Origin of the sequence: Streptomyces sp. NPDC005483 (assembly GCF_040606035.1) — a bacterium.
Lineage (GTDB): Bacteria > Actinomycetota > Actinomycetes > Streptomycetales > Streptomycetaceae > Streptomyces.
Genome location: NZ_JBEXEA010000002.1, coordinates 95,881 through 119,269, shown reverse-complemented (window position 1 = coordinate 119,269; position 23,389 = coordinate 95,881). Strand labels below are relative to the sequence as shown.

The 23,389-nt window shown below is 70.1% G+C and carries 20 protein-coding genes; 6 read left to right on the top strand and 14 right to left on the bottom strand.

Annotation, left to right across the window (positions count from 1 at the left end):
- The first annotated feature begins 111 nt into the window (after nt 1-111).
- The 4 genes from ABZT06_RS03870 (at nt 112) to ABZT06_RS03855 (ending at nt 4,809) form a co-directional block, all read left to right on the top strand.
- On the top strand, nt 112-1,368 hold the full coding sequence (locus ABZT06_RS03870) for a citrate synthase (protein WP_355734347.1): 1,257 nt from the start codon (nt 112-114) through the stop codon (nt 1,366-1,368).
- 58 nt (nt 1,369-1,426) lie between these two features.
- Nucleotides 1,427-2,371, top strand: a complete 945-nt coding sequence (locus ABZT06_RS03865; protein ID WP_355734344.1) for a sucrase ferredoxin — start codon at nt 1,427-1,429, stop codon at nt 2,369-2,371.
- Between the two features lie 90 nt (nt 2,372-2,461).
- Nucleotides 2,462-4,129, top strand: coding sequence for a sensor histidine kinase (locus ABZT06_RS03860; protein ID WP_355734341.1), 1,668 nt, complete (start codon nt 2,462-2,464; stop codon nt 4,127-4,129).
- The gene (locus ABZT06_RS03855; protein ID WP_355735509.1) at nt 4,129-4,809 is read left to right on the top strand and encodes a response regulator; all 681 of its coding nucleotides are present in this window, start codon (nt 4,129-4,131) and stop codon (nt 4,807-4,809) included. Before ABZT06_RS03860 ends, ABZT06_RS03855 begins: the two co-directional genes overlap by 1 nt.
- A gap of 6 nt (nt 4,810-4,815) precedes the next feature.
- On the opposite strand, the gene ABZT06_RS03850 is transcribed toward ABZT06_RS03855, so the two are convergent.
- The 3 genes from ABZT06_RS03850 to ABZT06_RS03840 all read right to left on the bottom strand — a co-directional run bounded on the left by ABZT06_RS03850 (nt 4,816) and on the right by ABZT06_RS03840 (nt 7,684).
- A complete protein-coding gene (locus ABZT06_RS03850) occupies nt 4,816-5,886 on the bottom strand; it encodes an ABC transporter substrate-binding protein (protein ID WP_355734338.1) in 1,071 nt (356 codons plus the stop codon).
- A gap of 114 nt (nt 5,887-6,000) precedes the next feature.
- On the bottom strand, nt 6,001-6,879 hold the full coding sequence (locus tag ABZT06_RS03845; protein ID WP_355734335.1) for an ABC transporter permease: 879 nt from the start codon (nt 6,877-6,879) through the stop codon (nt 6,001-6,003).
- The gene (locus ABZT06_RS03840; protein ID WP_355734331.1) at nt 6,869-7,684 is read right to left on the bottom strand and encodes an ABC transporter ATP-binding protein; all 816 of its coding nucleotides are present in this window, start codon (nt 7,682-7,684) and stop codon (nt 6,869-6,871) included. The genes ABZT06_RS03845 and ABZT06_RS03840 overlap by 11 nt, the downstream gene beginning before the upstream one ends.
- Nucleotides 7,685-7,845: 161 nt before the next feature.
- Here ABZT06_RS03840 and ABZT06_RS03835 point away from each other — a divergent pair, with 161 nt between their 5' ends.
- A complete protein-coding gene (locus tag ABZT06_RS03835) occupies nt 7,846-8,538 on the top strand; it encodes a response regulator (protein WP_355734329.1) in 693 nt (230 codons plus the stop codon).
- Nucleotides 8,539-8,654: 116 nt separating this feature from the next.
- Here ABZT06_RS03835 and ABZT06_RS03830 read toward each other — a convergent pair whose 3' ends face one another.
- From ABZT06_RS03830 to ABZT06_RS03805, 6 genes are all read right to left on the bottom strand, one after another.
- Nucleotides 8,655-10,247 (bottom strand): cation acetate symporter, encoded by a 1,593-nt coding sequence (locus ABZT06_RS03830; protein WP_355734326.1) that lies wholly within the window; start codon nt 10,245-10,247, stop codon nt 8,655-8,657.
- Nucleotides 10,244-10,807, bottom strand: coding sequence for a DUF485 domain-containing protein (locus ABZT06_RS03825; RefSeq protein WP_355734323.1), 564 nt, complete (start codon nt 10,805-10,807; stop codon nt 10,244-10,246). The genes ABZT06_RS03830 and ABZT06_RS03825 overlap by 4 nt, the downstream gene beginning before the upstream one ends.
- 60 nt (nt 10,808-10,867) lie before the next feature.
- Nucleotides 10,868-11,560, bottom strand: a complete 693-nt coding sequence (locus tag ABZT06_RS03820) for a response regulator transcription factor (protein WP_355734320.1) — start codon at nt 11,558-11,560, stop codon at nt 10,868-10,870.
- Nucleotides 11,557-12,708, bottom strand: a complete 1,152-nt coding sequence (locus ABZT06_RS03815) for a histidine kinase (protein WP_355734317.1) — start codon at nt 12,706-12,708, stop codon at nt 11,557-11,559. Before ABZT06_RS03815 ends, ABZT06_RS03820 begins: the two co-directional genes overlap by 4 nt.
- Nucleotides 12,705-13,229, bottom strand: coding sequence for a DUF1453 domain-containing protein (locus ABZT06_RS03810; protein ID WP_355734315.1), 525 nt, complete (start codon nt 13,227-13,229; stop codon nt 12,705-12,707). Before ABZT06_RS03810 ends, ABZT06_RS03815 begins: the two co-directional genes overlap by 4 nt.
- 350 nt (nt 13,230-13,579) lie before the next feature.
- A complete protein-coding gene (locus tag ABZT06_RS03805) occupies nt 13,580-15,703 on the bottom strand; it encodes a DNA topoisomerase IV subunit B (protein ID WP_355734312.1) in 2,124 nt (707 codons plus the stop codon).
- A gap of 442 nt (nt 15,704-16,145) precedes the next feature.
- On the opposite strand from ABZT06_RS03805, the gene ABZT06_RS03800 reads away from it, so the two are divergent.
- Nucleotides 16,146-16,370: a hypothetical protein gene (locus ABZT06_RS03800; protein WP_355734309.1), complete on the top strand. Its 225-nt coding sequence runs from the start codon at nt 16,146-16,148 to the stop codon at nt 16,368-16,370.
- 123 nt (nt 16,371-16,493) lie between these two features.
- On the opposite strand, the gene ABZT06_RS03795 is transcribed toward ABZT06_RS03800, so the two are convergent.
- The 5 genes from ABZT06_RS03795 to ABZT06_RS03775 form a co-directional block, all read right to left on the bottom strand.
- The gene (locus tag ABZT06_RS03795; protein WP_355734306.1) at nt 16,494-17,357 is read right to left on the bottom strand and encodes a serine protease; all 864 of its coding nucleotides are present in this window, start codon (nt 17,355-17,357) and stop codon (nt 16,494-16,496) included.
- Nucleotides 17,358-17,478: 121 nt separating this feature from the next.
- Nucleotides 17,479-19,017 (bottom strand): RNA polymerase sigma factor, encoded by a 1,539-nt coding sequence (locus ABZT06_RS03790; protein ID WP_355734303.1) that lies wholly within the window; start codon nt 19,015-19,017, stop codon nt 17,479-17,481.
- Between the two features lie 425 nt (nt 19,018-19,442).
- Complete coding sequence (locus tag ABZT06_RS03785; RefSeq protein WP_355734301.1) at nt 19,443-20,327, bottom strand: FCD domain-containing protein; 885 nt, start codon at nt 20,325-20,327, stop codon at nt 19,443-19,445.
- Between the two features lie 162 nt (nt 20,328-20,489).
- Nucleotides 20,490-22,490, bottom strand: a complete 2,001-nt coding sequence (locus tag ABZT06_RS03780; protein WP_355734298.1) for an ABC transporter ATP-binding protein — start codon at nt 22,488-22,490, stop codon at nt 20,490-20,492.
- Nucleotides 22,491-22,530: 40 nt separating this feature from the next.
- Nucleotides 22,531-23,289: an NUDIX hydrolase gene (locus ABZT06_RS03775; protein ID WP_355734295.1), complete on the bottom strand. Its 759-nt coding sequence runs from the start codon at nt 23,287-23,289 to the stop codon at nt 22,531-22,533.
- Nucleotides 23,290-23,389: the final 100 nt, after the last annotated feature.

Below are 23,389 nucleotides of genomic sequence, written 5' to 3'. Positions count from 1 at the left end.
TTCCTCCCTGGACTTGATTCGACTGTCCATGGTTGACTCCATTCGCTGTCAATATTGATTGAATCAACATGCAACGATCAACCCACCCGGCTGCGGATACGGTGACCTCTTATGCGCGATCAAGACCCCCTCCCGGGCCCCGCCGAACACCGGCTCAGCACCAAGGAGGCCGCCGAACTGCTGGGCGTGAAGCCCGAGACCGTCTACGCCTATGTGAGCCGCGGCCAGCTCAGCAGCCGACGCGTCCCCGGCGGCCGGGGCAGCACCTTCGACGCCAAGGAGGTGGAGACCCTGTCCCGGCGCAACCGCCGGGAGAGCGGCGGGAGTCCAGGCTCCGGCGGCGAACTGTCCGTACGGACCCGCATCACGTTCATCGACCGTGACCGCTACTACTTCCGGGGCGTCGACGCGACCGAACTCGCCGCGCGCCACTCCTACGAAGAGATCGCGGAGTGGCTCTGGACCGGCCACATGCAGGCCGGCATCACCTTCACCGCACCCGACGCCACGGTCGACACGGCCCGCCGCGCGGTGGACGCACTGCCCGAACACACCGGCCCCACCGACCGGTTGCGCGTCGCCGCGATCGCCGCCGCGGCGGCCGACCCACTGCGTTTCGACCTCTCCGAAGAAGCCGTGCTCGGCACCGCACGGACCCTCATCCCCACCCTCGTCGCCGCTCTCCCGCCGGTGGTGCGCGACCGCCGCCGCGACGACGGCCCGCTGGCCCACCGGCTGTGGACGCGCCTCAGTGGCCGCAAGCCCGACGAGGCGTCCGTGCGCGCGCTGGACAGCGCGCTCGGCCTGCTCGTCGACCACGACCTCGCCGCCTCGACCCTCGCGGTACGCGTCGCCGCCTCGGCCCACGCGCACGCCTACGCGGCCGTCTCCGCCGGACTCGGTGTCCTGGAGGGCCCCTTGCACGGCGCGGCCAGCGGGCTCGCCCACAGGCTGCTGCTCGACGTCCTCGACCGTGGCGACGCGGCCCCCGTCATCGCGGAGGAACTGCGGGCCGGCCGTCGCATCCCAGGCCTCGGTCACCGGCTCTACACCGGCGAGGACCCACGCGCGCGTGCCCTGTTCGCCCTCCTGGAGGAGATCCCCCGCGCCGAGCCCGCCCTCCTCGCGGCCCGCGACATCGTGGCGACCACCGCCCGCCACGCCCCCCTGCACGCCAACGTGGACCTGGCCCTCGCCGTACTCACCGCCTCCTCAGGGATGCCGGCCACGGCGGGCGAGACGATCTTCGCCGTCGCCCGTACGGCGGGCTGGATCGCCCACGCGCTGGAGGAGTACGGGGAACGCCCGCTGCGCATGCGCCCGAGCGGCACCTACGTGGGCCCGAAGCCACCGCAACCGCTGCCGTAGCACTGACGCGGACACGGCGGGAAGTCACCGCGCTCCAAGTCAGGTTAGGCTCACCTCTGTGAGTACCTGCTCAACGGTCTCGCAGGACCTCGCCGAGCCCGTTTCCGGAACCGCGGCCACCGCGCGGACCTGGCTGCTGCTGGAGCAGCCCGGCCCCTGGGGCGCCAAGGCGCTCACGTCGAGCCACCTGGACCCCGCGCTGGGCCGCGCCCTGGAGGCCGCGGCGAAGGACACGGGCGTGCGCATCGCGCTCATCCGCCGCCCCGGACGGCACGCCGACAGCGGAGCGCCCACCATCCGGCAGGTGTACGCCGCCCACACGGTGCCCGGCAGCGTGTGGCTGCACAGTGCGACGACCCGCGATCCGAGGGACCTGCTCGGCCTGGACCTGGCCGCACTCGGCAGGGGCGACCACAGCAGCTTCGACGCAGCGCTCGGTGGGCACCCGCACACCGGCGATCCGCTCGCGCTCGTCTGCACCAACGGCAAGCGGGACCGCTGCTGCGCGCTCCTCGGCCGGCCCCTCGCCGCGGAACTGGCCGCCTCGGGCGTCGACGGCGCCTGGGAGGTCACCCATCTGGGTGGTCACCGGTTCTCCCCGACACTGCTCGTCCTGCCGTACGGCTACGCCTACGGCCGCTCGGGGGCCCATGCCGTCAAGGAAGTCCTCCACAGCGTCCAGGAGGGCCGGATCGTGGTCGAGGGGTGCCGCGGCAACTCCGCCTGGGAGCGTCCCGGCCAGGCGGCCGAGCTGGCCGTCCGCAAGGCGGTGCGCGAATACGCGGCCGAGGCCCTGACAGTCGTCCGCACGGACGGTGCGGCCCCGCACTGGGAGGTGACCGTCGCGCACGCGGACGGCCGTCACTGGCGCGTCCTCGTGGCCCAGACCGCGTCCCTGCCACCCCGTCCGGAGAGCTGCGGGGCGTCGGTGCTCGGCTCACCCGCGCGGATGGACGTGGTGGCGGTGCGCGAGCTGAGGGCATCGACGGCATTGGCGGGCTGACCGGAACGGCGGGTCCGTCAACGTATTGATCAAGAGATCCATGCCACACCCCCTGCGGCGGATCCGGTGCCTCCCCGTACCGTCATGGGTATGAGCCGCACTCCCCCCGCCCGCCGCCTGCGCCTCGGACTGCCCCGCCGGGTGTTCTCGCAGGTGCTTCTGATGCAGTTGGCGATCGCCGCGGGAGTCGCGGTACTGGCAACCGGTCTGTTCCTCGCGCCTCTGAGCAACCAGCTCGACGACCAGGCGATGCGCCGTGCGCTGGCCATCGCCCAGACCACCGCCGCGGAGTCGCGGATCGCCGAGCAGGTCAAGGACACGCCCCCGCTGCCCGACGGACCCGTCCAGCAGGAGGCCGAGCGGATCCGCAGGGCGACCGGGGCCCAGTACGTCGTCGTGATGGACTGGCGAGGCGTCCGCTGGTCGCACCCCACCCGCAGCGAGGTGGGCAGGCCCGTCTCGACCGACCCGGGCCAGGCCCTGGCCGGCAAGGAGATCATGCAGATCGACAGCGGCACCCTGGGCCGCACCGCCCGCGGCAAGGTGCCGCTGTACGACAGCGAGCACGACATCGTCGGGGCGGTCTCCGTAGGCATCGCCTACGACAGCGTGCGCGCCCGGCTGATCCACGCGATCCCGGGGCTGTTCGCCTACGCCGGCGGGGCTCTCGCCGTCGGCGCGCTGGCAGCCTGGCTCATCTCCCGGAGAGTCCAGCGGCAGACCCGCGACCTGGCCTTCTCCGACATCTCCGCCCTCCTCGCCGAACGCGAGGCCATGCTGCACGGCATACGGGAAGGCGTCGTCGCCCTGGATCCCGCCGGACGCATCCGCCTGCTCAACGACGAGGCCAGGCGTCTGCTGGGCATCGGCGAGGAGGCCGTCGGCCGCTCCCCCGACCGGGCGCTCGGAGACGGCCGTACGGCAGACGTCCTGGCCGGACGGGTGACAGGCACCGATCTGGTCACCGTCCGCGGCCAGCGGGTGCTGGTCGCCAACCGCATGCCCACCGACGACGGCGGTGCCGTCGCCACCCTGCGCGACCGCACCGAGCTGGAGCAGCTCGGCCGGGAGCTCGACTCGACCCACGGTCTCATCGACGCCCTGCGCGCCCAGGACCACGAGCACGCCAACCGTATGCACACGCTTCTGGGGCTGCTGGAGCTGGAGATGTACGACGACGCCGTGGAGTTCGTCGGAGAGGTCGTCGGCGACCACCGGGCCACCGCGGAGCAGGTCACCGAGAAGATCGAGGACCCGCTGCTCGCCGCCCTGTTGGTGGGCAAGGCGACCGTCGCCGCCGAGCGCGGCGTCGCCCTGTGGGTCTCCGACCGGACCCAGCTGCCGGACCGGCTGGTCGATCCGAGCGGCCTGGTCACGATCGTCGGCAACCTCGTGGACAACGCCCTGGACGCCGTCGCCGGCGCACCGCACGCGCGCGTGGAGGTCGAGCTGCGCACGGAGGGCCGTACCGCCGTCCTCAGGGTGCGGGACACCGGACCCGGAATCCCGGTGGAACAGCGGGAACTGGTCTTCACCGAGGGGTGGTCGACCAAGGAGCCCCCCGCGCACCGGGGACGCGGCCTCGGGCTCTCCCTCGTGCGCAAGCTGGCCGAACGTCAAGGGGGCAGCGCGACCGTCGGCGAGGCCGCTGGTGGAGGCGCGGAGTTCACCGTCGTACTGCCCGACGCACTGGCCGAACCGCAACCCGCTCTCACCGCGTCGGCCACCCAGCAGACGGCCACCGAGGAGGAGTCGTGATGATCGAGGTCCTGGTCGTGGACGACGACACCCGCGTGGCGCGCGTCAACGCCGCCTACGTCGAGAAGGTGCCCGGCTTCCACGTGGCCGGCGAGGCGCACAGCGCCGCGGACGCGCTGCGTCAGCTGGAGAGCCTCCCCCACGTCGACCTGGTCCTCATGGACCACTACCTGCCCGACGAGACGGGTCTGGCGGTCGTCCAGGAGATGCGCCGACGCGGCCACCAGACCGACGTGATCATGGTGACGGCGGCGCGCGACGTGACGACCGTGCAGGCGGCGATGCGTCATGGCGCGCTGCAGTACCTGGTCAAGCCGTTCGCCTTCGCGGGGCTCAGGGCAAGGCTGGAGGCGTACGCCCAACTGCGGCGCACCCTGGACGGCGGCGGCGAGGCGGAACAGGCGGAGGTCGACCGCATCTTCGGTGCCCTCTCCTCGCCCGCGGAGCCCGACCTGCCCAAGGGGCACTCCCCCACCACGGTGGAACTGGTCCGCAGGTCCCTGATGACCGCCGAGGGGCCTCTGTCGGCCCAGGAGATCGCCGACCGGACAGGGGTGAGCCGGCAGACCGCCCAGCGCTATCTGAAGCTCCTGGAGCGCACAGGGCGGGCCAGACTCACCCTCAAGTACGGCGACGCGGGCCGCCCGGAACACCGTTACGTGTGGGCGACCCGCGCGTGAGGTGGCTCAGCCGGCGTTCTGCGCGGCCTTCTCGACGAACTCCTTCGTGTACGTCTTGTCGAGGTCGACGTCCGCGTTCTGGATGTTGGGGTTGAACGCCTTCAGGACCTTCTCGACGGTCTCGGGGCCGTTCTCGGGCATCACGCCGTCCTTGGTGAACATCGGCAGCGTGTTCTTGATGGCCACCGCGTACAGCAGCTTGTTGCCCTGCGAGTAGTCGGCCGGCATCTTGTCGGCGATCTGGGTCGCGCTGTGGGTGGACATCCACTTGAGCGTCTTGACGAATGCATTGGCCAACTTCTGGACGGTGTCCTTGTGGCTGTTGACCCAATCCGTCTGCATGTACAGGCTTGACGACGGATACGGTCCGCCGAGTGCTTCGTCCGAGCCCTGCGGCGTGCGCATGTCCAGGAGGATCTTGCCGGCCTTCTTGTCCAGGATCGTCGCGACGGTCGGGTCGGTCGTCATGCCGCCGTCGATGGAGCCCTGCTGGAGCGCCGAGATGAAGGTCGGTCCGGCGCCGACGGCCACCGGGGTGAAATCGCTGACCTTCACGCCGTTCTTGACCGCGAGGTACTTGGTGAGGAAGTCGGTCGAGGAGCCGAGGCCCGTGACGCCGAGCTTCTTGCCCTTGAAGTCCTTGGCCGAGGTGATGTCACCCGCCGCCTTGTTGGAGACGATCTCCACCTCGCCGGGCGCGTGCGAGAACTGCACCACCGACTCCACGTCCTTGCCCTTGACCTGCAGGTCGAGCGTGTGGTCGTAGAAGCCGACGGCCCCCTGGACCTGGCCGGAGACGAGCGCGGTCTCGGCCTGGACGCCGGCGGGCTCGCTCAGCAGCTCCACGTCGAGCCCCTCGGAGTCGAAGTAGCCCAGCCGCTGGGTGAGCATCGCCGGCAGGTAGATGACCTTGTCGAGACCACCGACCATGATCTTGACCTTGGTCCCCTTGCCGTCCCCCTTGCTGCCGGCGTCGGCCGAGGTGGTGCTTGCGGCGTCGTTCGCGCAGGCGGTGAGCGAGGTGAGGGCGAGCAGGCCGGCGGCGGCCAGGGCGGTGTATCTGGCGGTCTTGCGCATGGGGTTCACGTCCTTGTGAGGGGGCGGTGCGGGAAGGGCTGGAGGCGGCGCGGGGCGACGGCCGTGGAAGTGCTGGAGGCGACGGGGCGGCCGCCGTGGAGACCTCAGCTGTCCTCAGCTGTCGGAACTCGTGGGCTTCCAGCGGAAGATGCGGCGCTCGGCGAAGGTGAGCAGCCCTTCGGCGAGGAGTGCGACGACGGCGAGGATGACCATCGCGGCGTACACACCTGCCGCGTTGAAGGTGCCCTGCGACTGCGCGACGAGCAGGCCGATGCCCTTGGTCGCGCCGATGTACTCACCGACGATCGCGCCGATGAGCGCGAAGCCGAAGCTGACGTGCAGGCTGGTGAAGATCCACGAGGTCGCGGAAGGGATGACGACCTGAAGCGTCACCCTGCGGTCGCTCGCGCCGAGGATGCGGGCGTTGGCGACGAGGTTGCGGTCCACCTCGCGGGCGCCCTGGAAGGCGTTGAAGAAGACCGGGAAGAAGACCAGGACGACGGCCGAGGCCACCTTGGAAGCCGGTCCGAGTCCGAACCAGATCACGAAGATGGGCGCAAGGACGATCCTCGGTATCGAGTTGAGCACCTTGATGTATGGACCAAGGACGTCGGCGAGCAAGGTGATCCGCCCGAGCGCGATACCGAAGACCACACCGGCCACCACGCCGACGACCCAGCCCAGCAGCGCCTCGTAGAGCGTGTACCAGATCTGTTCGCCCAACGACCCGAGTGCGGTCCCGTGCGTCACCCAGGTCCAGATCTGGTCCCAGATCTTCGACGGCATGGAGAAGTTGAAGGGGTCGATGACCTCGGCCCGGGAGAGCACTTCCCACAGACCGAGTACGGCCACCAGGAGCAGCACACGGGACGCCGCGACGACGATCCGGCGTCTGCGGGCGGCACGCGCGCGGGAGTGCGCGCGGTCCGTCTTGTTGCCGGGCTCGCTCATGACAGGCGCGATCCGGGCCTCGGGCAGGACGTCAGGCGACATGGGCGGCGCCCCTCTCGCGGGTGATGCGGACCTCTTCGCCGAGGGACTGCCAGATCTCGCGGTAGATGTCGATGAACCGCGGCTCCAGGCGTACCGACTCGACCTTGCGCGGCCGGGGCAGGTCGATCTCGAAGACCTGCTTGACGGTGGCGGGCCCGGCGGTCATCACGACGACCTTGTCCGCCAACGCGATGGACTCCTCCAGGTCGTGGGTGACGAAGACGACGGAGGCGCCCGTGCCCTCCCACAGTTCGAGGAGCTCGTCGGACATCAGGGCCCGGGTCTGCACGTCGAGCGCCGAGAACGGCTCGTCCATGAGCAGGATCTCCGGGTCGTTGACGAAGGTCGCGGCGAGCGCGACCCGCTTGCGCTGGCCTCCGGAGAGCTGGTGGGGGTAGCGGTCCTCGAAGGCCGTGAGCCCGACCCGGGCCAGCCACTCCCGCGCTTTCAGCCTGGCCTCCGCCTTGGGCACACCGCGGAAGCGGGGACCGGCCATCACATTGGACAGGACCGTGCGCCAGGGGAAGGTGGCGTCCTGCTGGAAGACGAAACCGACCTTGTCCCCGACACCGCGGACCGGCTCCCCGACGACCAGAACCTCGCCCTCGGATGGCTCTTCCAACCCGCTGACCAGCGTCAACGTCGTCGACTTGCCACACCCCGTGGGACCGACGACCGCCACGAACTCGCCACGCCCCACCGTGAGATCAAGTTCTCTGACGGCCGTGTGCAGACCCCCCGACGGGGTCCGGAATGTCTTGCTCGCGCCCCGCAGCTCGATGGCGGGGCTGGTGTCTGCGCTCATGCCCGGGGACGGTAGATGTGGCCCACGCCACGGCATCAGTCTTCTGGGCACATGCCGTTCTTTTGCTTGCAACGGCCTGTTGTGCTCGTTTTGCGCGCGCTACAACAGCGAAGCCGAAACACGGGCGTGACGCCCGCCAGGCCTTGAGGGAAAGAGGCCCGATGATTGACGTCCTGGTCGTGGACGACGACTTCCGTGTCGCCGAGATCAACGCCAAGTACGTGGGGAAGGTTCCCGGTTTCCGGGTGGCCGCCCGCGCCCACAGCGCCGCCCAGGCGCTGGCCAGCGTGCAGCGCGGGACCATCGACCTGGTCCTGCTCGACCACTACCTGCCCGACCAGACGGGCCTCGAACTCGTGCACCGCATGCGGGAACAGGGCCATGGCACCGACGTCATCATGATCACGGCAGCCCACGACGTGACGACCGTCCAGACCGCGATGCGCCTGGGCGCCCTCCACTACCTGGTCAAACCCTTCACCTTCGCGGCCTTGCGCACCCGCCTGGACTCCTACGCGGCCCTGCGCCGCACCGTCGACCGGGTGGGCGGGCGTGGCATCGCCGGTCAGGAACAGGTCGACAGGATCTTCAGCGCCCTGCGCACCACCCCGGCGCCGGCCTCCCCCGGCCTGCCCAGCGGCCACTCGGAGCCGACGACGGACCTCATCTGCCGCGTCCTGCACCACGCCGACCACCCCCTGTCGGCCCACGAGGTCGCCGCCGAGACCGGCCTGAGCCGCTCCACCGCCCAGCGCTACCTACGCCACCTCGAACAGGCCGGCCGCCTCCGCCTGTCCCTCAGATACGGCGACACAGGCCGACCGGAGCACCGGTACGCATGGGTGGCGCCGTAGCCGTACGCGGCGAGATGCCGAAGCCGTACGCGGCAGATGCCTGGGGGACTGATGTCGTACGACCATGACGGATGCCCTACGACGACGAGGGCACCGTCCGGTCGCGAGCGCCGCCCCTACACGGCCCCCGCCCCCGTGAGCGACCGCACTTCGGTCTCCGCGTGCTTGGCCTCGTCGGCGACCTCCGGCGAGGTGACCGTGCCGAGCCAGCCCGCGACGAAGCCCAGCGGGATGGAGACCAGACCGGGGTTCTGCAGCGGGAAGTACTGGAAGTCGACACCCGGGAAGAGGGACTCGGGGCTGCCGGACACCACGGGAGACAGCAGCACCAGGGCCATGGCCGGGATCAGTCCGCCGTAGACGGACCAGACGGCGCCCCGGGTGGTGAACCCTCGCCAGAACAGCGAGTAGAGCAGCACCGGGAGATTCGCGGACGCGGCGACGGCGAAGGCGAGGCCCACCAGGAAGGCGACGTTGAGGTCGCGGGCGAGCAGGCCGAGGGCGATCGCGATCACGCCGATCCCGACAGCGGCTGTCCTGGCCACCGCCACCTCACTGCGCGGCTTGGCCCGTCGGCGCCGCAGTGAGGCGTACAGGTCGTGGGCGACGGAGGCGGAGGAGGCGAGGGTGATGCCGGCGACCACGGCGAGGATCGTGGCGAAGGCGACGGCGGCGACGATCGCGAACAGAACTGTTCCTCCCGTGGACCCCGCGCCGCCGCCCAGGTCGAGGGCCAGGAGTGGAACCGCGGTGTTCCCCGCGGCGTTCGATCCCCGGACCGTCTCGGGCCCCACGATCGCCGCGGCACCGAACCCGAGGACGATCGTCATGAGGTAGAAGCCGCCGATGAGCCCGATCGACCAGACCACCGAACGCCGTGCGGCGCGGGCCGTGGGCACGGTGTAGAAGCGCGACAGGATGTGCGGCAGCCCTGCCGTGCCGAGCACGAGAGCGAGTCCCAGGCTGATGAAGTCGAGGCGGGCGGTCCAGTCCCCGCCGTACTTGAGACCGGGTGCCAGGAACGACCTGCCGTGGCCGCTGCGCTCCGCCGCCGTGAGCAGCAACTGGTCGATGTCGCCGTGGAACCGCATCAGCACGAGCACGGTCAGCACGACGGTCCCACCGAGCAGCAGAACCGCCTTCACGATCTGGATCCAGGTGGTCGCCCGCATCCCGCCCAGGGACACATAGATCACCATGAGCGCCCCGACAGCGATGACGGTCCAGGACTGGGCCGCCTCGCTGGTGCCTCCGAGGAGCAGCGCGACCAGGCTGCCCGCGCCCACCATCTGGGCCACCAGATACAGAACGGACACGGTGACCGAGGAAGTTCCCGCAGCGATCCGCACGGGCCGCTCACTCATCCGCGCGGCGACCACGTCGGCGAGCGTGAACCGCCCGCAGTTGCGCACCAGTTCGGCGACGAGGAACAGCACCACCAGCCAGGCCACGAGGAAGCCCACCGAATACAGCATCCCGTCGTACCCAAAGAGCGCGATGAGCCCGGAGATACCGAGGAAGGACGCGGCCGACATGTAGTCGCCCGCGATGGCAAAACCATTCTCCATCGGCGAGAACAGCCGCCCGCCCGCGTAGAACTCCTCCGCCGAACCGTGCCGGTGGCGGCTCACCCACGTCGTGATCCCCAGCGTGACCGCGACGAACGCGCTGAACAGCAGCAGCGCCAGAGTCTGGTGGTCCCCCGTCACGATGATGCACCGCCCCGGGCCGTGCGCGTCAGTTCCTGGGTGTCCCACCGCAGTTCGAGTGCGGCCCGGTCCCGGCGCAGCCTCGCGTGCCGGGCGTAGGCCCAGGTCAGCAGGAAGGTGGTGAGGAACTGCCCGAGTCCCGCGAGCATCGCCACGTTCACCGCGCCGGCCACCGGCCGTGCCATCAGTCCCGGCGCGGTCGTCGCCGTCACGACGTAGGCCACGTACCAGGCGAAGAACCCGATGCCCGCCGGCACCACGAACCTCCGGTACCTGCTGCGCACTTCCTGGAAGGCGGCGCTGCGCTGCACCTCCAGGTAGACGTCGGCCGCCGCGGCGGCCCGGTCCTCGCGCTCCGCGCGTGCCGTCGCGAGCGGGGCGACGGATGTGGCGTCACCGGCCGTCTCGCCCCAGCCGGAGGCGAGCTCGTCGTACCAGGGATCGTCGTACCGCACCCCGGCGGACGCTTCGGCGCGGGCCACATCATGGCCGTCGTGGTTCTCGGCCGAACTCTCGGCATCACCCCCGCTTCCGCGGGGACGAGCGTTGCTTGACTGCATGCCCAAGGATGGACAGAACGGGAAGATCCCTGACTCTTCTTCCCCACGCACTTCACCCCATCAGGTGACTCCTCCCATCGGTGGCCGTGCAAGCCCCTTCGCATAGGCGTAACGCACTGCCTGTGCTCGGTCCTTGATGCCCGTCTTGGCGAAGAGGTTGTTGATGTGGGTCTTCACCGTGGCCGTGGAGACATGCAGTTCGCGGGCGATCTCCTGGTTGGTCAGCCCTTCGGCGATCAGCGCCAGCACTTCGACCTCCCGCGCGGTGAGCCCGTCGGGCGCCTCCACGGGAACCGGCTGCGGCGGCTCAGGGTCCGACAGGCGCTCCAGCAGCCGCCGTTGGATGCTCGGCGACAGTCCGGCGTCCCCGGAGAGCACGCTGTGCACGGCCCGCACGATCTCGTCACCTCCCGCGTCCTTGGTGAGGTAACCGCGCGCCCCCGCCTTGAGCGCGGGAAACAGCGACTCGTCGTCCGCGAACGTCGTCAGCACCACGACCTGCGTCCCCGGGTACCCGGCCCGGATCCGCCGGGTCGCCTCCACCCCGTCGCAGCGGGGCATGCGCAGATCCATCAGCACCACGTCCGGGGCGAGTTCGGCGACGAGCCGCACCGCCTCCTCCCCGTCCCCGGCCGCGCCCACGACCTCGATACCAGGCAGCAGACCGAGCAGCATCACGATGCCCTCGCGCACCACGGTCTGGTCGTCCGCGACCACCACCCGCGCGGGCTTCGTCTCCGCCCCCTCCGTCATACCGGCACCTTCAACGTCACCACGAACCCTTCGTCGTCCGGCCCGGCGTCCAGCGAACCGCCCAGCAGCTCGGCGCGCTCCCGCATCCCCAGCAGACCGTACCCGCCTCCAGTGGTGGTGAGTTCACCCGGCGAACCGCCCGAGTCCCGCACGACCAGCGTCACCTGCCCCGCCCCGTACTCCAGCCGCATACGGATCCTGGCCCCCGGTGCGTGCTTGCGGACATTGGTCAGGGCCTCCTGCGCGACCCTGCGCACAGCCTGCGACGCCTCGGCCGGCAGTGGTCGGCGCTCACCCGAAATGATGGTCTCGGCTCCGTCGGCCGTCCCTACGAGCTGGCTCAGGAACTCCTCCAGCGGAGTCATCTCCCCACGCAGCGCCGACAACGCCTGCCGGGTCTCGGCGAGACCGTCGCGGGCCATGCCCCGGGCCGCCACCACCCTTTCGAGGATCTGGTCCCGGTCCGCACCCCCCTCGATCAGCAACCGGGCCGCCTCCAGGTGCACGAGCTGGGCCGAGAGGCTGTGGGCCAGCACGTCGTGGATCTCCCGAGCGATACGGGCCCGCTCCGCGAGCGCCGCCGACTCGGCTTCGGCCGCCCGCGCGGCCCGCTCCTGGTTGAGCAGGCGTTGCGCGTTGCCGCGGGCCTCGGCGTCCAGCCGCAGGACGTAACCGGCCAGAGCGAGCCCCGCCGTCGTGGCCAGGGTGGTCAGCCACACGTCGTCGTTGGCGGTGGCGTAGAGGGCGAGGGCTACCGCGGTCACGGGCAGGGCAGCGGCGATCGGCAGCCGTTCCAGGGCGATGATGGCGCAGCCGCACCACAGGACGAGGGCGACGACCCCGAAGCCGGCCGCCTGGGCGGCGACCGCGATCGCCAGGAGGACGCCGAACAGCGCCAGGGAGGGCCAGAGCCGGTGCGCCAGGGTGGTCCGGAAGAGTGCCCAGGCGACGACGGCGGACAGGAGGATTCCCGCCACTGCTCCGAACACGCCCCAGCCCTGTACACGGCTGCTGTTGAAGGCGCCCCAGAGGAGCATGCCCAGCACCAGCGACCGCGCGACCCGGCCGAGCAGTCGCCGAGGACGCGTGGTCGCTTCACGCCCCAGCGCCTCCCGGGAGGGCCAGCGGGTCCAGGCGTTGTCCGTCACACGCGTTCCTTCCCCGCTGACCGGACCACGGGCTCACCGTACGCCGGGGCGGGTGCGGCGGCGGGGCGCAGGAAGTGCGCTCGCCGGACGAGGAACCCGGAGCGCACGAACAGGGTGGCCGCCAGCCCGAGCAGCAGCGCGGAGGAGCTCTGGTGGACACCGATCGCAGCGCCGAGTGCGAAGAGGCCGAGGCGCAGTGCGATGCCGACGGCCCAGACAGCCCCGCTCGCCTTGGTGCTCCTGCTCCACACCGCCCCGTCCGGCTCCGTCCATATCCGGCTCGTCCAGGCCCAGCCGGCCCCGATGACGAGGCCGGTGAGCAGTTCGGCGGTGAGCAGGGTGACCGATGCCGTGCGGTGATGAGCGTCCACCAGCCCCGGTTCGCGAAGTGCGACGACAGCCAGGACGGCGGGCAGCAGCCACCAGCGCCGGTCGGGGTCGATCCGGCTCGCCCGGAACTGCCGGGCGAGCACCACGACCACCGCGACCACGATCAGCAACGCGTCGACGAGCCCGGACATCACAGCCTCCGTGAGCAAGAAAGGGTCTGTGGGCAGCGGACACTGCCGACGCCTTCGAAACTACGGAAATTCGCAGGTCGGGAGATCGGCGCCAAGGTGGATCACGGGTGGATTCTCGGGCGGGCGGATCCTCCACCCACGGGTGGAGGCCCCCCCCGGGCCTCTCGTACCCACAAGCTGCGGGCTCGGGTGCGGCAAGACCTCGAGGGCATCCTCGGCCGGCCGCGAAAGCCGCAGGGCTGTGTGGATGGGAAACCAGCCCGCCCGAAACGTGATGCCGGGGCCGGTCGCAGACCCGGCCCCGGCACAGCGCCAGGCGTCGATAGGAGCGTGCCAGCCCCGGCTCAGCGCTACGCGTCGATGCGCGACCGGTCCAGCGTCGCCGCCGAGCCCGAGATGAACTCCTTCCGCGGCGCCACGTCGTTGCCCATCAGCAGATCGAAGACCTGCTCGGCGGCCTCCAGATCGGCGAGTTTGATCCGCCGCAGGGTCCGGTGCCGCGGGTCCATCGTCGTCTCGGCCAGCTGGTCGGCGTCCATCTCGCCGAGACCCTTGTACCGCTGGATGGAGTCCTTGTACCGGACCCCCTTGCTCTGGAACTCCAGCAGCTTCTCGCGCAGCTCACGGTCCGAGTACGTGTAGACGTACTTGTCCTGCCCCTTCTTCGGCTGGACGAGCTCGATGCGGTGCAGCGGCGGTACCGCGGCGAAGACCCGGCCCGCCTCCACCATGGGCCGCATGTAGCGCTGGAACAGCGTCAGCAGCAGACACCGGATGTGAGAGCCGTCGACATCGGCGTCGGTCATCATGATGATCTTGCCGTAGCGGGCGGCGTCGATGTCGAAGGTCCGGCCGGACCCCGCCCCTATGACCTGGATGATCGCACCGCACTCGACGTTCTTGAGCATGTCGGTGACGGACGACTTCTGGACGTTGAGGATCTTGCCGCGGATGGGCAGCAACGCCTGGAACTCGGAGTTCCGGGCGAGCTTGGCGGTGCCGAGCGCGGAGTCTCCCTCGACGATGAACAGCTCACTGCGGTCGACGTCGTCGCTGCGGCAGTCGGCGAGCTTGGCGGGCAGCGAGGAGGACTCCAGTGCCGTCTTGCGGCGCTGTGCGTCCTTGTGCTGGCGGGCCGCGATGCGCGTGCGTGCGGCGGCGACCGCCTTCTCCATCACGACCCGGGCCTGGGCCGCGGCGTCCCGCTTGGTGGACGTCAGGAACGCCTTGAGTTCCTTGGAGATCACCGTGTTCACGATGCGGCGGGCCGCCGAGGTGCCGAGGACCTCCTTGGTCTGGCCCTCGAACTGCGGCTCGGCGAGGCGCACGGTGACGACCGCGGTCAGGCCCTCGAGAGCGTCGTCCTTGACGATGTCGTCCTCGGCGACGCGCAGCAGCTTCTTGGCACGCAGCACCTCGTTCATCGTCTTGGCGACGGCCTGCTCGAAGCCGGCGACGTGGGTGCCGCCCTTGGGCGTGGCGATGATGTTGACGAACGACCTCAGGGTCGTGTCGTAGCCGGTCCCCCAGCGCATCGCGACGTCCACGCCCAGTTCACGGGTGACCTCGGTGGGCGTCATCTGCCCGTGCTCGTCGAGGACCGGGACCGTCTCCTTGAAGGAGCCCTGACCGGAGAAGCGGAGGACGTCGTTGACGGGCTTGTCGGCCGCCAGGTACTCGCAGAACTCACTGATGCCGCCGTCGAAGCGGAACGACTCCTCACCCTTGCTGCCACCTTCGCCCAGGCCGTACTCGTCACGGACGACGATGGTCAGGCCGGGCACCAGGAACGCGGTCTGGCGAGCGCGCTGGTGGAGGTGCTCCAGGGAGAGCTTGGCGTCCTTGAGGAAGATCTGCCGGTCGGCCCAGTACCGCACGCGCGTGCCGGTGCGGGTCTTGGGGATCCTCTTGGTCTTGCGCAGGCCGCTCGCGGCCTCGAACTCGGCGTCGGGGCCGTTCGCCGCGAAAGCACCCGGCACGCCGCGCCGGAAGCTGATCGCGTGGGTGTTGCCGGCACGGTCCACCTCGACGTCCAGCCGCGCGGACAGGGCGTTCACCACGGAGGCGCCCACGCCGTGCAGGCCACCGGAGGCGGCGTACGAGCCACCGCCGAACTTGCCGCCGGCGTGCAGCTTGGTCATGACGACCTCGATGCCGGACAGTCCCGTCTTGGGCTCGACGTCGACCGGGATGCCCCGCCCGTTGTCCCGGACCTCCACCGAGGCGTCGTCGTGGAGGATCACCTCGATGTGGTCGCAGTACCCGCCCAGGGCCTCGTCGACCGAGTTGTCGATGATCTCCCACAGACAGTGCATCAAGCCACGGCTGTCGGTCGATCCGATGTACATACCCGGGCGCTTGCGTACGGCCTCGAGCCCCTCGAGGACGAGCAGGTGCCGCGCGGTGTAGTTGGAACCGTCCCGGTCTGCTCCTGCCAGCAGAGCTGTGGACGGCACGGACGTTTCGGCGGTCACGCGGTTCGCTCCTCGCTGAATTTCAAGTGGGGCCCTTGTGGGTAAGGGCGCGGCTTCGGTCACCGCCAAGAGGGTACCGAGGCCTGGTAGAGCCGTTGTAACGCCACCCTCGTGCGGAAACACAGAGTAGTCCAGGGTCGCATGCCTGTTCGATCCCTCGATGGGGTGAAGTACATATCACGTTCCCTTACAGGCATGAACCATTTAGGCTCCGGGCACGTCCTCATGAACAACCGGCAACCCAGCCGGCGGGACCGACCCTGACCGACAGCGCGAACCCGTAAGACACACAGACACGCAATACGGCACATTCGCCGCCAAACCGGCAGCAGCCAGCCGCTCGGAAAATTTCACTCTGGGTGAAGCCCCGAGCGGGAACGTTTTGGGGCTGGTTGGATGTTGACCCTGGTACGACAGCTCGTCGAGCTAGAGAAGAGGCGACGTGACTACTGTTCTGACCCCCGCGAGCCCGCTGACGGCCGCTGACCGCTGCGACCGCTGCGGCGCCCAGGCGTACGTACGCGTCGTCCTGCTCAGCGGCGGAGAGCTGCTCTTCTGCGCCCACCACGGTCGCAAGTTCGAGCCGGAACTCAAGAAGATCGCCGCTGAGATACAGGACGAGACGGAGCGGCTCACGGCCGTTCCCGCCGCAGAAGAAGAGCGCTGACACTTCGCGTCCACGACGAGCCAGCTCCGGCACAGGCCGGCATGAGGGCGGCTGCCCCTGCTCCCAGGGGCAGCCGCCCTTGCTCATGCTCCGCGAGAGGCCCTCAGTGCCCCAGCGGCTCTGTCACGCGGTCCCGTGGCGCCCGTCGGCCGCGTTGCGACCGCCCCAGTTCAGCGTGCGCATGACGTCGGACACACGGGCATAGACACCAGGTCGGCCCGGTCGCCCACAGCCGCTCCCCCAGGACACCAGCCCGATCAGCTTCCCCTTGGCGACCAGCGGCCCACCGCTGTCCCCCTGGCAGGCGTCCCGACCGCCCACGTCCTCACCGGCGCACAGCATGCTGTCGGCACGGTAGGTGCCGTCAGCGCCGCCCGGATACGCCTGCCCGCAGCCCGCGTCGGCCAGTACGTGCACGCGTGCCGCCCGCAGGTTGAGCGTGTAGTCGCCGCCGCCCGTGACGTCACCCCAGCCGTACACCGTGGCGCTGGTTCCCGGCGCGTACGCCGCGTCGCCGCCCGCCGCCATGGCGATGACCGCGCTCTGCGGCAGCGGCTCGGCGAGGGTGAGGACGGCGAAGTCCCCGGCGTTGGTCTGCGGGTCGTAGCCGGGATTCACCCAGGCTTCACGTAGGGCGATCTCCTCCCCCTGATCCGAGAGCAGATCCGTACGGCCCGCGATGACACGGAAGTCACTCACCTGCTCGGGCGGTGCCCCGAGGACGTCTTCGCCCATGCAGTGGGCCGCGGTGAGCACCAGGGTCCGGCTGACGGCGACACCGCCGCAGAACTGCCCGGCGCGCGTACCTCCGAACCGGTCACGGCTGGACAGGGCCACCGTCCAGGGAGCCGTGGACACATCGACCGGGAATCCCCCGACGACGACGCTGTCGGCGGCCACGGGGGCGGCCGACGCCAGCGGTATGGCCGCCGCCACGGCCGCCAGAATCAGCGGCCGGGCCAGCGCCCGGGCAATGGGGTGACGCATGCATGCTCCTCACTCCGGGGTGGTGATCGGAAACCCAGAGTCATGCAGGGCGCCTGTGCGCGCAGCACGAAGGCCCGGTCCCCGAAAAGGAACCGGGCCTTCGGTGTCGTACGACTACGGCCTAGTCGAGGTAGTCGCGCAGCACCTGCGAACGCGACGGGTGACGCAGCTTCGACATGGTCTTCGACTCGATCTGGCGGATGCGCTCGCGCGTGACGCCATAGACCTTGCCGATCTCGTCGAGGGTCTTCGGCTGACCGTCGGTGAGACCGAAGCGCATCGAGACGACACCCGCCTCGCGCTCGGACAAGGTGTCGAGAACCGAGTGCAGCTGCTCCTGCAGGAGGGTGAAGCTGACGGCGTCGGCCGGGACAACGGCCTCGGAGTCCTCGATGAGGTCTCCGAACTCGCTGTCGCCGTCCTCACCCAGCGGGGTGTGCAGCGAGATCGGCTCGCGGCCGTACTTCTGGACCTCGATGACCTTCTCCGGGGTCATGTCGAGTTCCTTGGCCAGCTCCTCGGGGGTGGGCTCGCGGCCCAGGTCCTGGAGCATCTGGCGCTGCACGCGCGCGAGCTTGTTGATGACCTCGACCATGTGCACCGGGATACGGATGGTGCGGGCCTGGTCGGCCATCGCGCGGGTGATCGCCTGACGGATCCACCAGGTGGCATACGTGGAGAACTTGTAGCCCTTGGTGTAGTCGAACTTCTCGACCGCGCGGATCAGACCGAGGTTGCCCTCCTGGATGAGGTCCAGGAAGAGCATGCCGCGGCCGGTGTAGCGCTTGGCCAGAGAGACCACCAGGCGGAGGTTGGCCTCCAGGAGGTGGTTCTTGGCACGGCGGCCGTCCTCGGCGATGATCTCCAGCTCGCGCTTGAGCTTGGGGGCGAGCTTGTCGGCGTTGGCCAGCTTGTCCTCGGCGAACAGACCGGCCTCGATGCGCTTGGCGAGCTCGACCTCCTGCTCGGCGTTGAGCAGGGGGACCTTGCCGATCTGCTTGAGGTAGTCCTTGACCGGGTCAGCAGTGGCACCGGCCACGGCGACCTGCTGGGCAGGCGCGTCGTCCTCGTCGTCGTCGGAGAGGACGAAACCCTTGTTCTCGGTCCCCTCCTCTTCCTCCTCGCCGGGCTTGATCTCCTCGAGGACCTCGTCCTCGACGGCCTCGGCGTCGTCCTTCTTCGCGGTGGTCTTCTTGGCCGCCGCCGTCTTCTTAGTGGCGACGGTCTTCTTCGCGGCCGCCTTCTTGGTGGCGACCGCCTTCTTCGCGGCGGGCTTCGCGGGCGCATCGCCCTCGACTACGGGCTCAGCGGCGGGAGCCGCCGGGGTGGCGGTGGCGGTGGCCTTCTTCGTGGTCACCGTCTTCGCCGCGACCGTCTTGGTGGCGGTGCGCTTGGCCGGACTCTTCGCTGCGACGCTCTTTCGGGTGCGCTTGGGCTCCGCGGCACTGACCATCAGCGTCACACCCTCTTCCTCGAGGATCTGGTTGAGGCTGCGCAGTACGTTCTTCCACTGAGTGGCCGGAATCTGGTCAGCTTCGAAGGCCCGACGCACGTCATCGCCGGCGATCTGCCCCTCAGCCTTTCCCCGCTCAATGAGAGCCATGACAGAGACGGACTCGGCGATCTCCGGCGGGAGCGTACGGGATGTGCTGGCCGACACGAACAACCTCTCGGAACGTTGGAAAACGGCTTCCGGCCCCGTCCACAGCGGACAGGAGCCGACCACCGGCCTGGGAGTGGCCGACGGCGCGGGCGGGGGCCGGGAAGATGCACAGCGCCTGAAACGGCGTCCGTATTCCTTCCGCGGCTGTCACCTCTTAGGTCATCGCGCTGCTCCCGCGAGCGTTACGCCCAATCTGCGTGGCCCGAGTCACACCCCGTAAGCAAAGAAAACGGTCAGACATGGACAGACAAGGTCACTCGCCTGTCCGGACCACGAGAGCCCGGGGCGCCGTCACCGCGCCGCACCGCCGGACCCCGCAGAATCCCTGGAGATCCTGCGGGGTCCGACAGAGGCGGATCGGCGGTCGAACGATGCCACGGGAGGGGAAGGACATCCGCGACCGCGTCGCCCGCGGAGCGTGATCAGTGCTCGCGCGGCGCCGGCACCACGCGCTCCACGTCGGGATGGACGGTGAGCAGTTGACGCATGGCCGCTTCGGCCGCCGCGGCGTCGCCGGTGGCGAGGGCGTCGACGATCCGGCCGTGGTGCGCCAAGGAGGACTCGTTCGGCCGGTCACAGCCGGTGACCGGGCTGCCGGAGACCTGGAGGGCAGCGGAGACGATCCCGGAAAGATGCTCCAGCATGCGGTTGCCCGCGAGCTGGATGAGCAGGGAGTGGAACTCGGCGTCGGCACGGGAGAAGGTGAGCGCGTCACCCTGGCTCATGGCGTGCCCCATGATCTCGACCATGTCACCGAGGCGCTGCTGGACGTCCTCGCGGCCATGCCCCGCGGCCAGGCGCGCGGCGAGCGGCTCGATCGTCCAGCGCAGCTCGCTCAGCTCCCGGCGCTGATTGTCACGCTGCGGTCCGAAAGCTCGCCATTCGATGATGTCCGGGTCCAGCAGGTTCCAGTCGCTGACGGGACGCACGCGCGTGCCGACGTTCGGGCGGGCACTGACCAGGCCCTTCGCCTCCAGCACGCGGAGTGACTCACGGACGACGGTACGGGAGACCTCGAAACGCTGGCCGATCTCCTCCGGGACCAGCGGCCGGTCGGCTCCCAGATCACCGGAGACGATCATCTGGCCTAGCTGCTGGACGAGTTGGCCGTGCAGTCCGCGCCCGCGGCTGCCCGCGGCCCGTCGGCCCACGCGGCCCAGCTCCGGGTCCGAGCCGTCCCAGACGGAGGCTCCGACGCGGCCTGCGGCCGCCTCGGCGTAGGGGTAGCGGTCGAGATCGCCCGGGCCGGCCAGACCGGAGTCGGCGGAGCGGGCGGCGGTCATCATGGTGTGCGCAAGGGTACTCACGGATCCTTTGTCGGCGCCGCCTCCAACTCCCTTGAGGTCTTTGGTGAAAAGCACACGAAAGGGTGATCGCTCACCCCGTCGCAATTGACGCCTTATCGGAAAGAAATGCGCTTTCATCGGGAAGTTGTGCGCAGGTGGAGACCGGAAGCGCACGGACGGCGCTCATCGGACCCTGCTACGCAGGGTCGTGAGCAGATATGCGCACAGCAGGGCGGTCAGCGACAACGTGAGCGCCCCGCCCACGGGTTGGGCGATCACACGCACGACTCCGGCGAGATAGCGCTCGCCGCCGAAGGGCCATTGCAGCAGCAGGACCTCGCGCAGCCGCGCGGGAAGCCCTGCCGCCGCTCGCACGGACGCACCCTCCAGGGCCCTTTGTACGAGGGGTACGACGAGAATGGGCACGGCCACCACCGCTGCGAGCCCGGCCGTGGTGGACCGGAAGATGCCGGCGGCCAGGACACCTGCCCAGGCGCACCCGCCCACGAGCCCGAACCAACTCGCGCTCAGCGACACCCAGTCCGCGGGAACTTCCGTGAGCTCCCGTCCGTAGACGAGATAGAGCACTTCGGCGTCGCAGCCCACCGCCAGAAAGGCCAGCACCAGCGCGGTGACGGTGGCGACCACGAGTTTCGCGGTGAGCAGACCCAGTCGTCGGGGGACTGTGCCGCGGTCCGCGGCCAGGGCGGGGTGGCGGAACTCGTCGCCGAACGCGAGTGCGCCGAGCAGTCCGGCCCCGAGCGCCGCCGGAGGCAGCGGCAGCTCCCTCGGCCACGCGGCCAGCAGACGCCCTTGCGGGGTGTGACCGACGCGCGCCAGGAGTACGGCGGTGAGGGCGGACGTGACGAGTACGGCGGCTCCGGTGAAAAACCCGGTGCCGATCCCTGCCGCGCGGCGCAGTTCGTAACGCAGGGGGCGCAAGGGGCTGGGCGCGGACCTGACGGAGATGGGGGGTGGGAGGGGCGGCAGGGGGGCGGGGGGCAGGGAGGGGGCGGCAGGGCTCAGTGCGGCGACATCGCTTCCCGCGGCCAGGCTGCTGTAGGTGTCTGGACTGCCGTGTGCCGCCTGGTCGCCGTGCGCTCGCCGGCCGGCTCGGACCACCGGGTCATCGTGCAGGTGCGAGCCGCTCCGCGCCGCGGGAGTGTCGTGCGCTTGGCCTCCTCGCGTCGCCGGCCCGGCCCCCCCGACAGCCTCATCACCGAGGAACTCACCGGAGTCCGGCCCCGTGACGCCCGCCCGTGCATCCTGCGCCGTTTCCGCGGCCTCTCCGGGAATCGCGCCGGCGCCGGGTCCCATGTCCCCGATCTCGTCGGCGAGTTGATGGACCAGGATGCCGTGACGGAAGGCCGCCTCGCCGACGTCGGCACATGTACTGCCGTACACGGAGAGGCGGTTGCCGCCTTCCCGGACGACTTCGACGGAGCGGTGAGCCGTGCGGGCCTCCTTGGCGAGCAGGGCGGCGAGGCGTACGGCGTGGGGGGTACGAACGGCGACACGGGGGCGGAGTCTGGTGCGGGCGAACTCCGCGGCTGCCTGGTCCGCGAGGAGTCTGCCCTGCTCGAGCGTGATGACATGATCTGCGGCGCGTGCGGCCTCCTTGGGCTCGGACGTGGTGAACAGGACTGTGCCGCCCTGAGCGGCGTGCGCCCGCAGCATGCCGTGCAGCCAGTGACTCTCACGAGTGGAGAGCCCGGCGGCGGGATCGTCCAGCACTAGTGTGTGTGGGTCCGGCAACAGGGCGCAGGCCAGGCCCAGGCGGCGGTCCATACCGCGTGACAGGGTGCCGAGCCGCTCGTCGCGCAGGCTGGCCAGTCCCACCACCTCGAGTACTTCGTCGGCGCGCCGGACCGGGACGCCGGCCGCGGCACACAGCATGCGCAGATGTCCGCGGACCGTGCGCACGGGATGGCCTGGCACCTCGCCCAGGAGCACACCGACTTCGCGCGACGGGTGCGCGATGCGATGCAACGGGCGGCCCCTGAAATAGGTGAGGCCACGGCCCCGTTGGAGCTCGAGCATCAGTCTGAGCGCCGTCGTCTTGCCCGCGCCCGTCGCCCCGAGAAGCGCGGTGACGCGGCCCGCCCGGGCTTCGAAGGACACGTCGTCGACCGCGGGCGGGAGGTCCTTGCGGGAAATGCTGGTCAGTCCGAAGGCCTGGATCACCTGTAGCAAGATAGCGCGTTATGTCTGGTTTTCGGGACCGTCACACTTCGGGGCGCAGCATCGGGGGGTTGAGGAGAGTGGCGCCGCCGGCCCGGAAGAGCTGGGCGGGGCGGCCGCCCTGTCGCGTGGTCGTGCCGCCGGTGGGCACTAGAAAGCCCGGCGTGCCCGTCACCTTGCGGTGGAAGTTGCGCGGATCCAGCGCCACGCCCCACACCGCCTCGTAGACCCGGCGCAGCTCGCCGACGGTGAACTCGGGCGGGCAGAACGCGGTGGCCAGCGACGAGTACTCGATCTTCGAGCGGGCGCGCTCCACTCCGTCCGAAAGGATCTGCGCATGGTCGAAGGCGAGCGGCGCGATCGGCTCCTCGTCCCGACCGTAACCGCTCTGCTGCAGCAGCTCTTCGACGGACGCCCAGCGCGCGTTGCTGGCGTCACCGCCTGCGCGGGGGGCGGGCAGGTCTGGGGCGAGGGCGAGGTGGGCGACGCTCACCACGCGCATCCGGGGATCACGCTTGGGGTCGCCGTAGGTCGCGAGCTGTTCCAGGTGCGCTCCGTTGTCCTGGACGGGGACGGACGGGTCGTGGGCGCGCAGCCCGGTCTCCTCGGCCAGCTCGCGGGCAGCGGCCTGCGCCAGATCCTCATCGGCCCGTACGAAACCGCCGGGAAGCGCCCAGCGTCCCTGGAACGGCGGCTCGCCCCTGCGTACCGCGAGCGCGCACAGGGCGTGACGGCGCACAGTCAGTACGACCAGGTCCACGGTGACGGCGAAGGGTGGAAAGGCTGACGGGTCGTAGGACATGCGGCGATCATAGTCGTCTGCCTGACGATAAACACTCCCTTCGTCGGTGGCATCGATGGCCGGTCCACTGCCGGCTGAAGAGGTCCTGTCCTCGCCTGTC

Coding starts and splice junctions, on each gene's coding strand:
- ABZT06_RS03840 (WP_355734331.1), bottom strand. CDS start 7,684: ATGAGCGCAGACACCAGCCCCGCCATCGAGCTGCGGGGCGCGAGCAAG.
- ABZT06_RS03795 (WP_355734306.1), bottom strand. CDS start 17,357: ATGCGTCACCCCATTGCCCGGGCGCTGGCCCGGCCGCTGATTCTGGCG.
- ABZT06_RS03855 (WP_355735509.1), top strand. CDS start 4,129: ATGATCGAGGTCCTGGTCGTGGACGACGACACCCGCGTGGCGCGCGTC.
- ABZT06_RS03820 (WP_355734320.1), bottom strand. CDS start 11,560: ATGACGGAGGGGGCGGAGACGAAGCCCGCGCGGGTGGTGGTCGCGGAC.
- ABZT06_RS03810 (WP_355734315.1), bottom strand. CDS start 13,229: ATGTCCGGGCTCGTCGACGCGTTGCTGATCGTGGTCGCGGTGGTCGTG.
- ABZT06_RS03775 (WP_355734295.1), bottom strand. CDS start 23,289: ATGTCCTACGACCCGTCAGCCTTTCCACCCTTCGCCGTCACCGTGGAC.
- ABZT06_RS03845 (WP_355734335.1), bottom strand. CDS start 6,879: ATGTCGCCTGACGTCCTGCCCGAGGCCCGGATCGCGCCTGTCATGAGC.
- ABZT06_RS03850 (WP_355734338.1), bottom strand. CDS start 5,886: ATGCGCAAGACCGCCAGATACACCGCCCTGGCCGCCGCCGGCCTGCTC.
- ABZT06_RS03835 (WP_355734329.1), top strand. CDS start 7,846: ATGATTGACGTCCTGGTCGTGGACGACGACTTCCGTGTCGCCGAGATC.
- ABZT06_RS03860 (WP_355734341.1), top strand. CDS start 2,462: ATGAGCCGCACTCCCCCCGCCCGCCGCCTGCGCCTCGGACTGCCCCGC.
- ABZT06_RS03870 (WP_355734347.1), top strand. CDS start 112: ATGCGCGATCAAGACCCCCTCCCGGGCCCCGCCGAACACCGGCTCAGC.
- ABZT06_RS03825 (WP_355734323.1), bottom strand. CDS start 10,807: ATGCAGTCAAGCAACGCTCGTCCCCGCGGAAGCGGGGGTGATGCCGAG.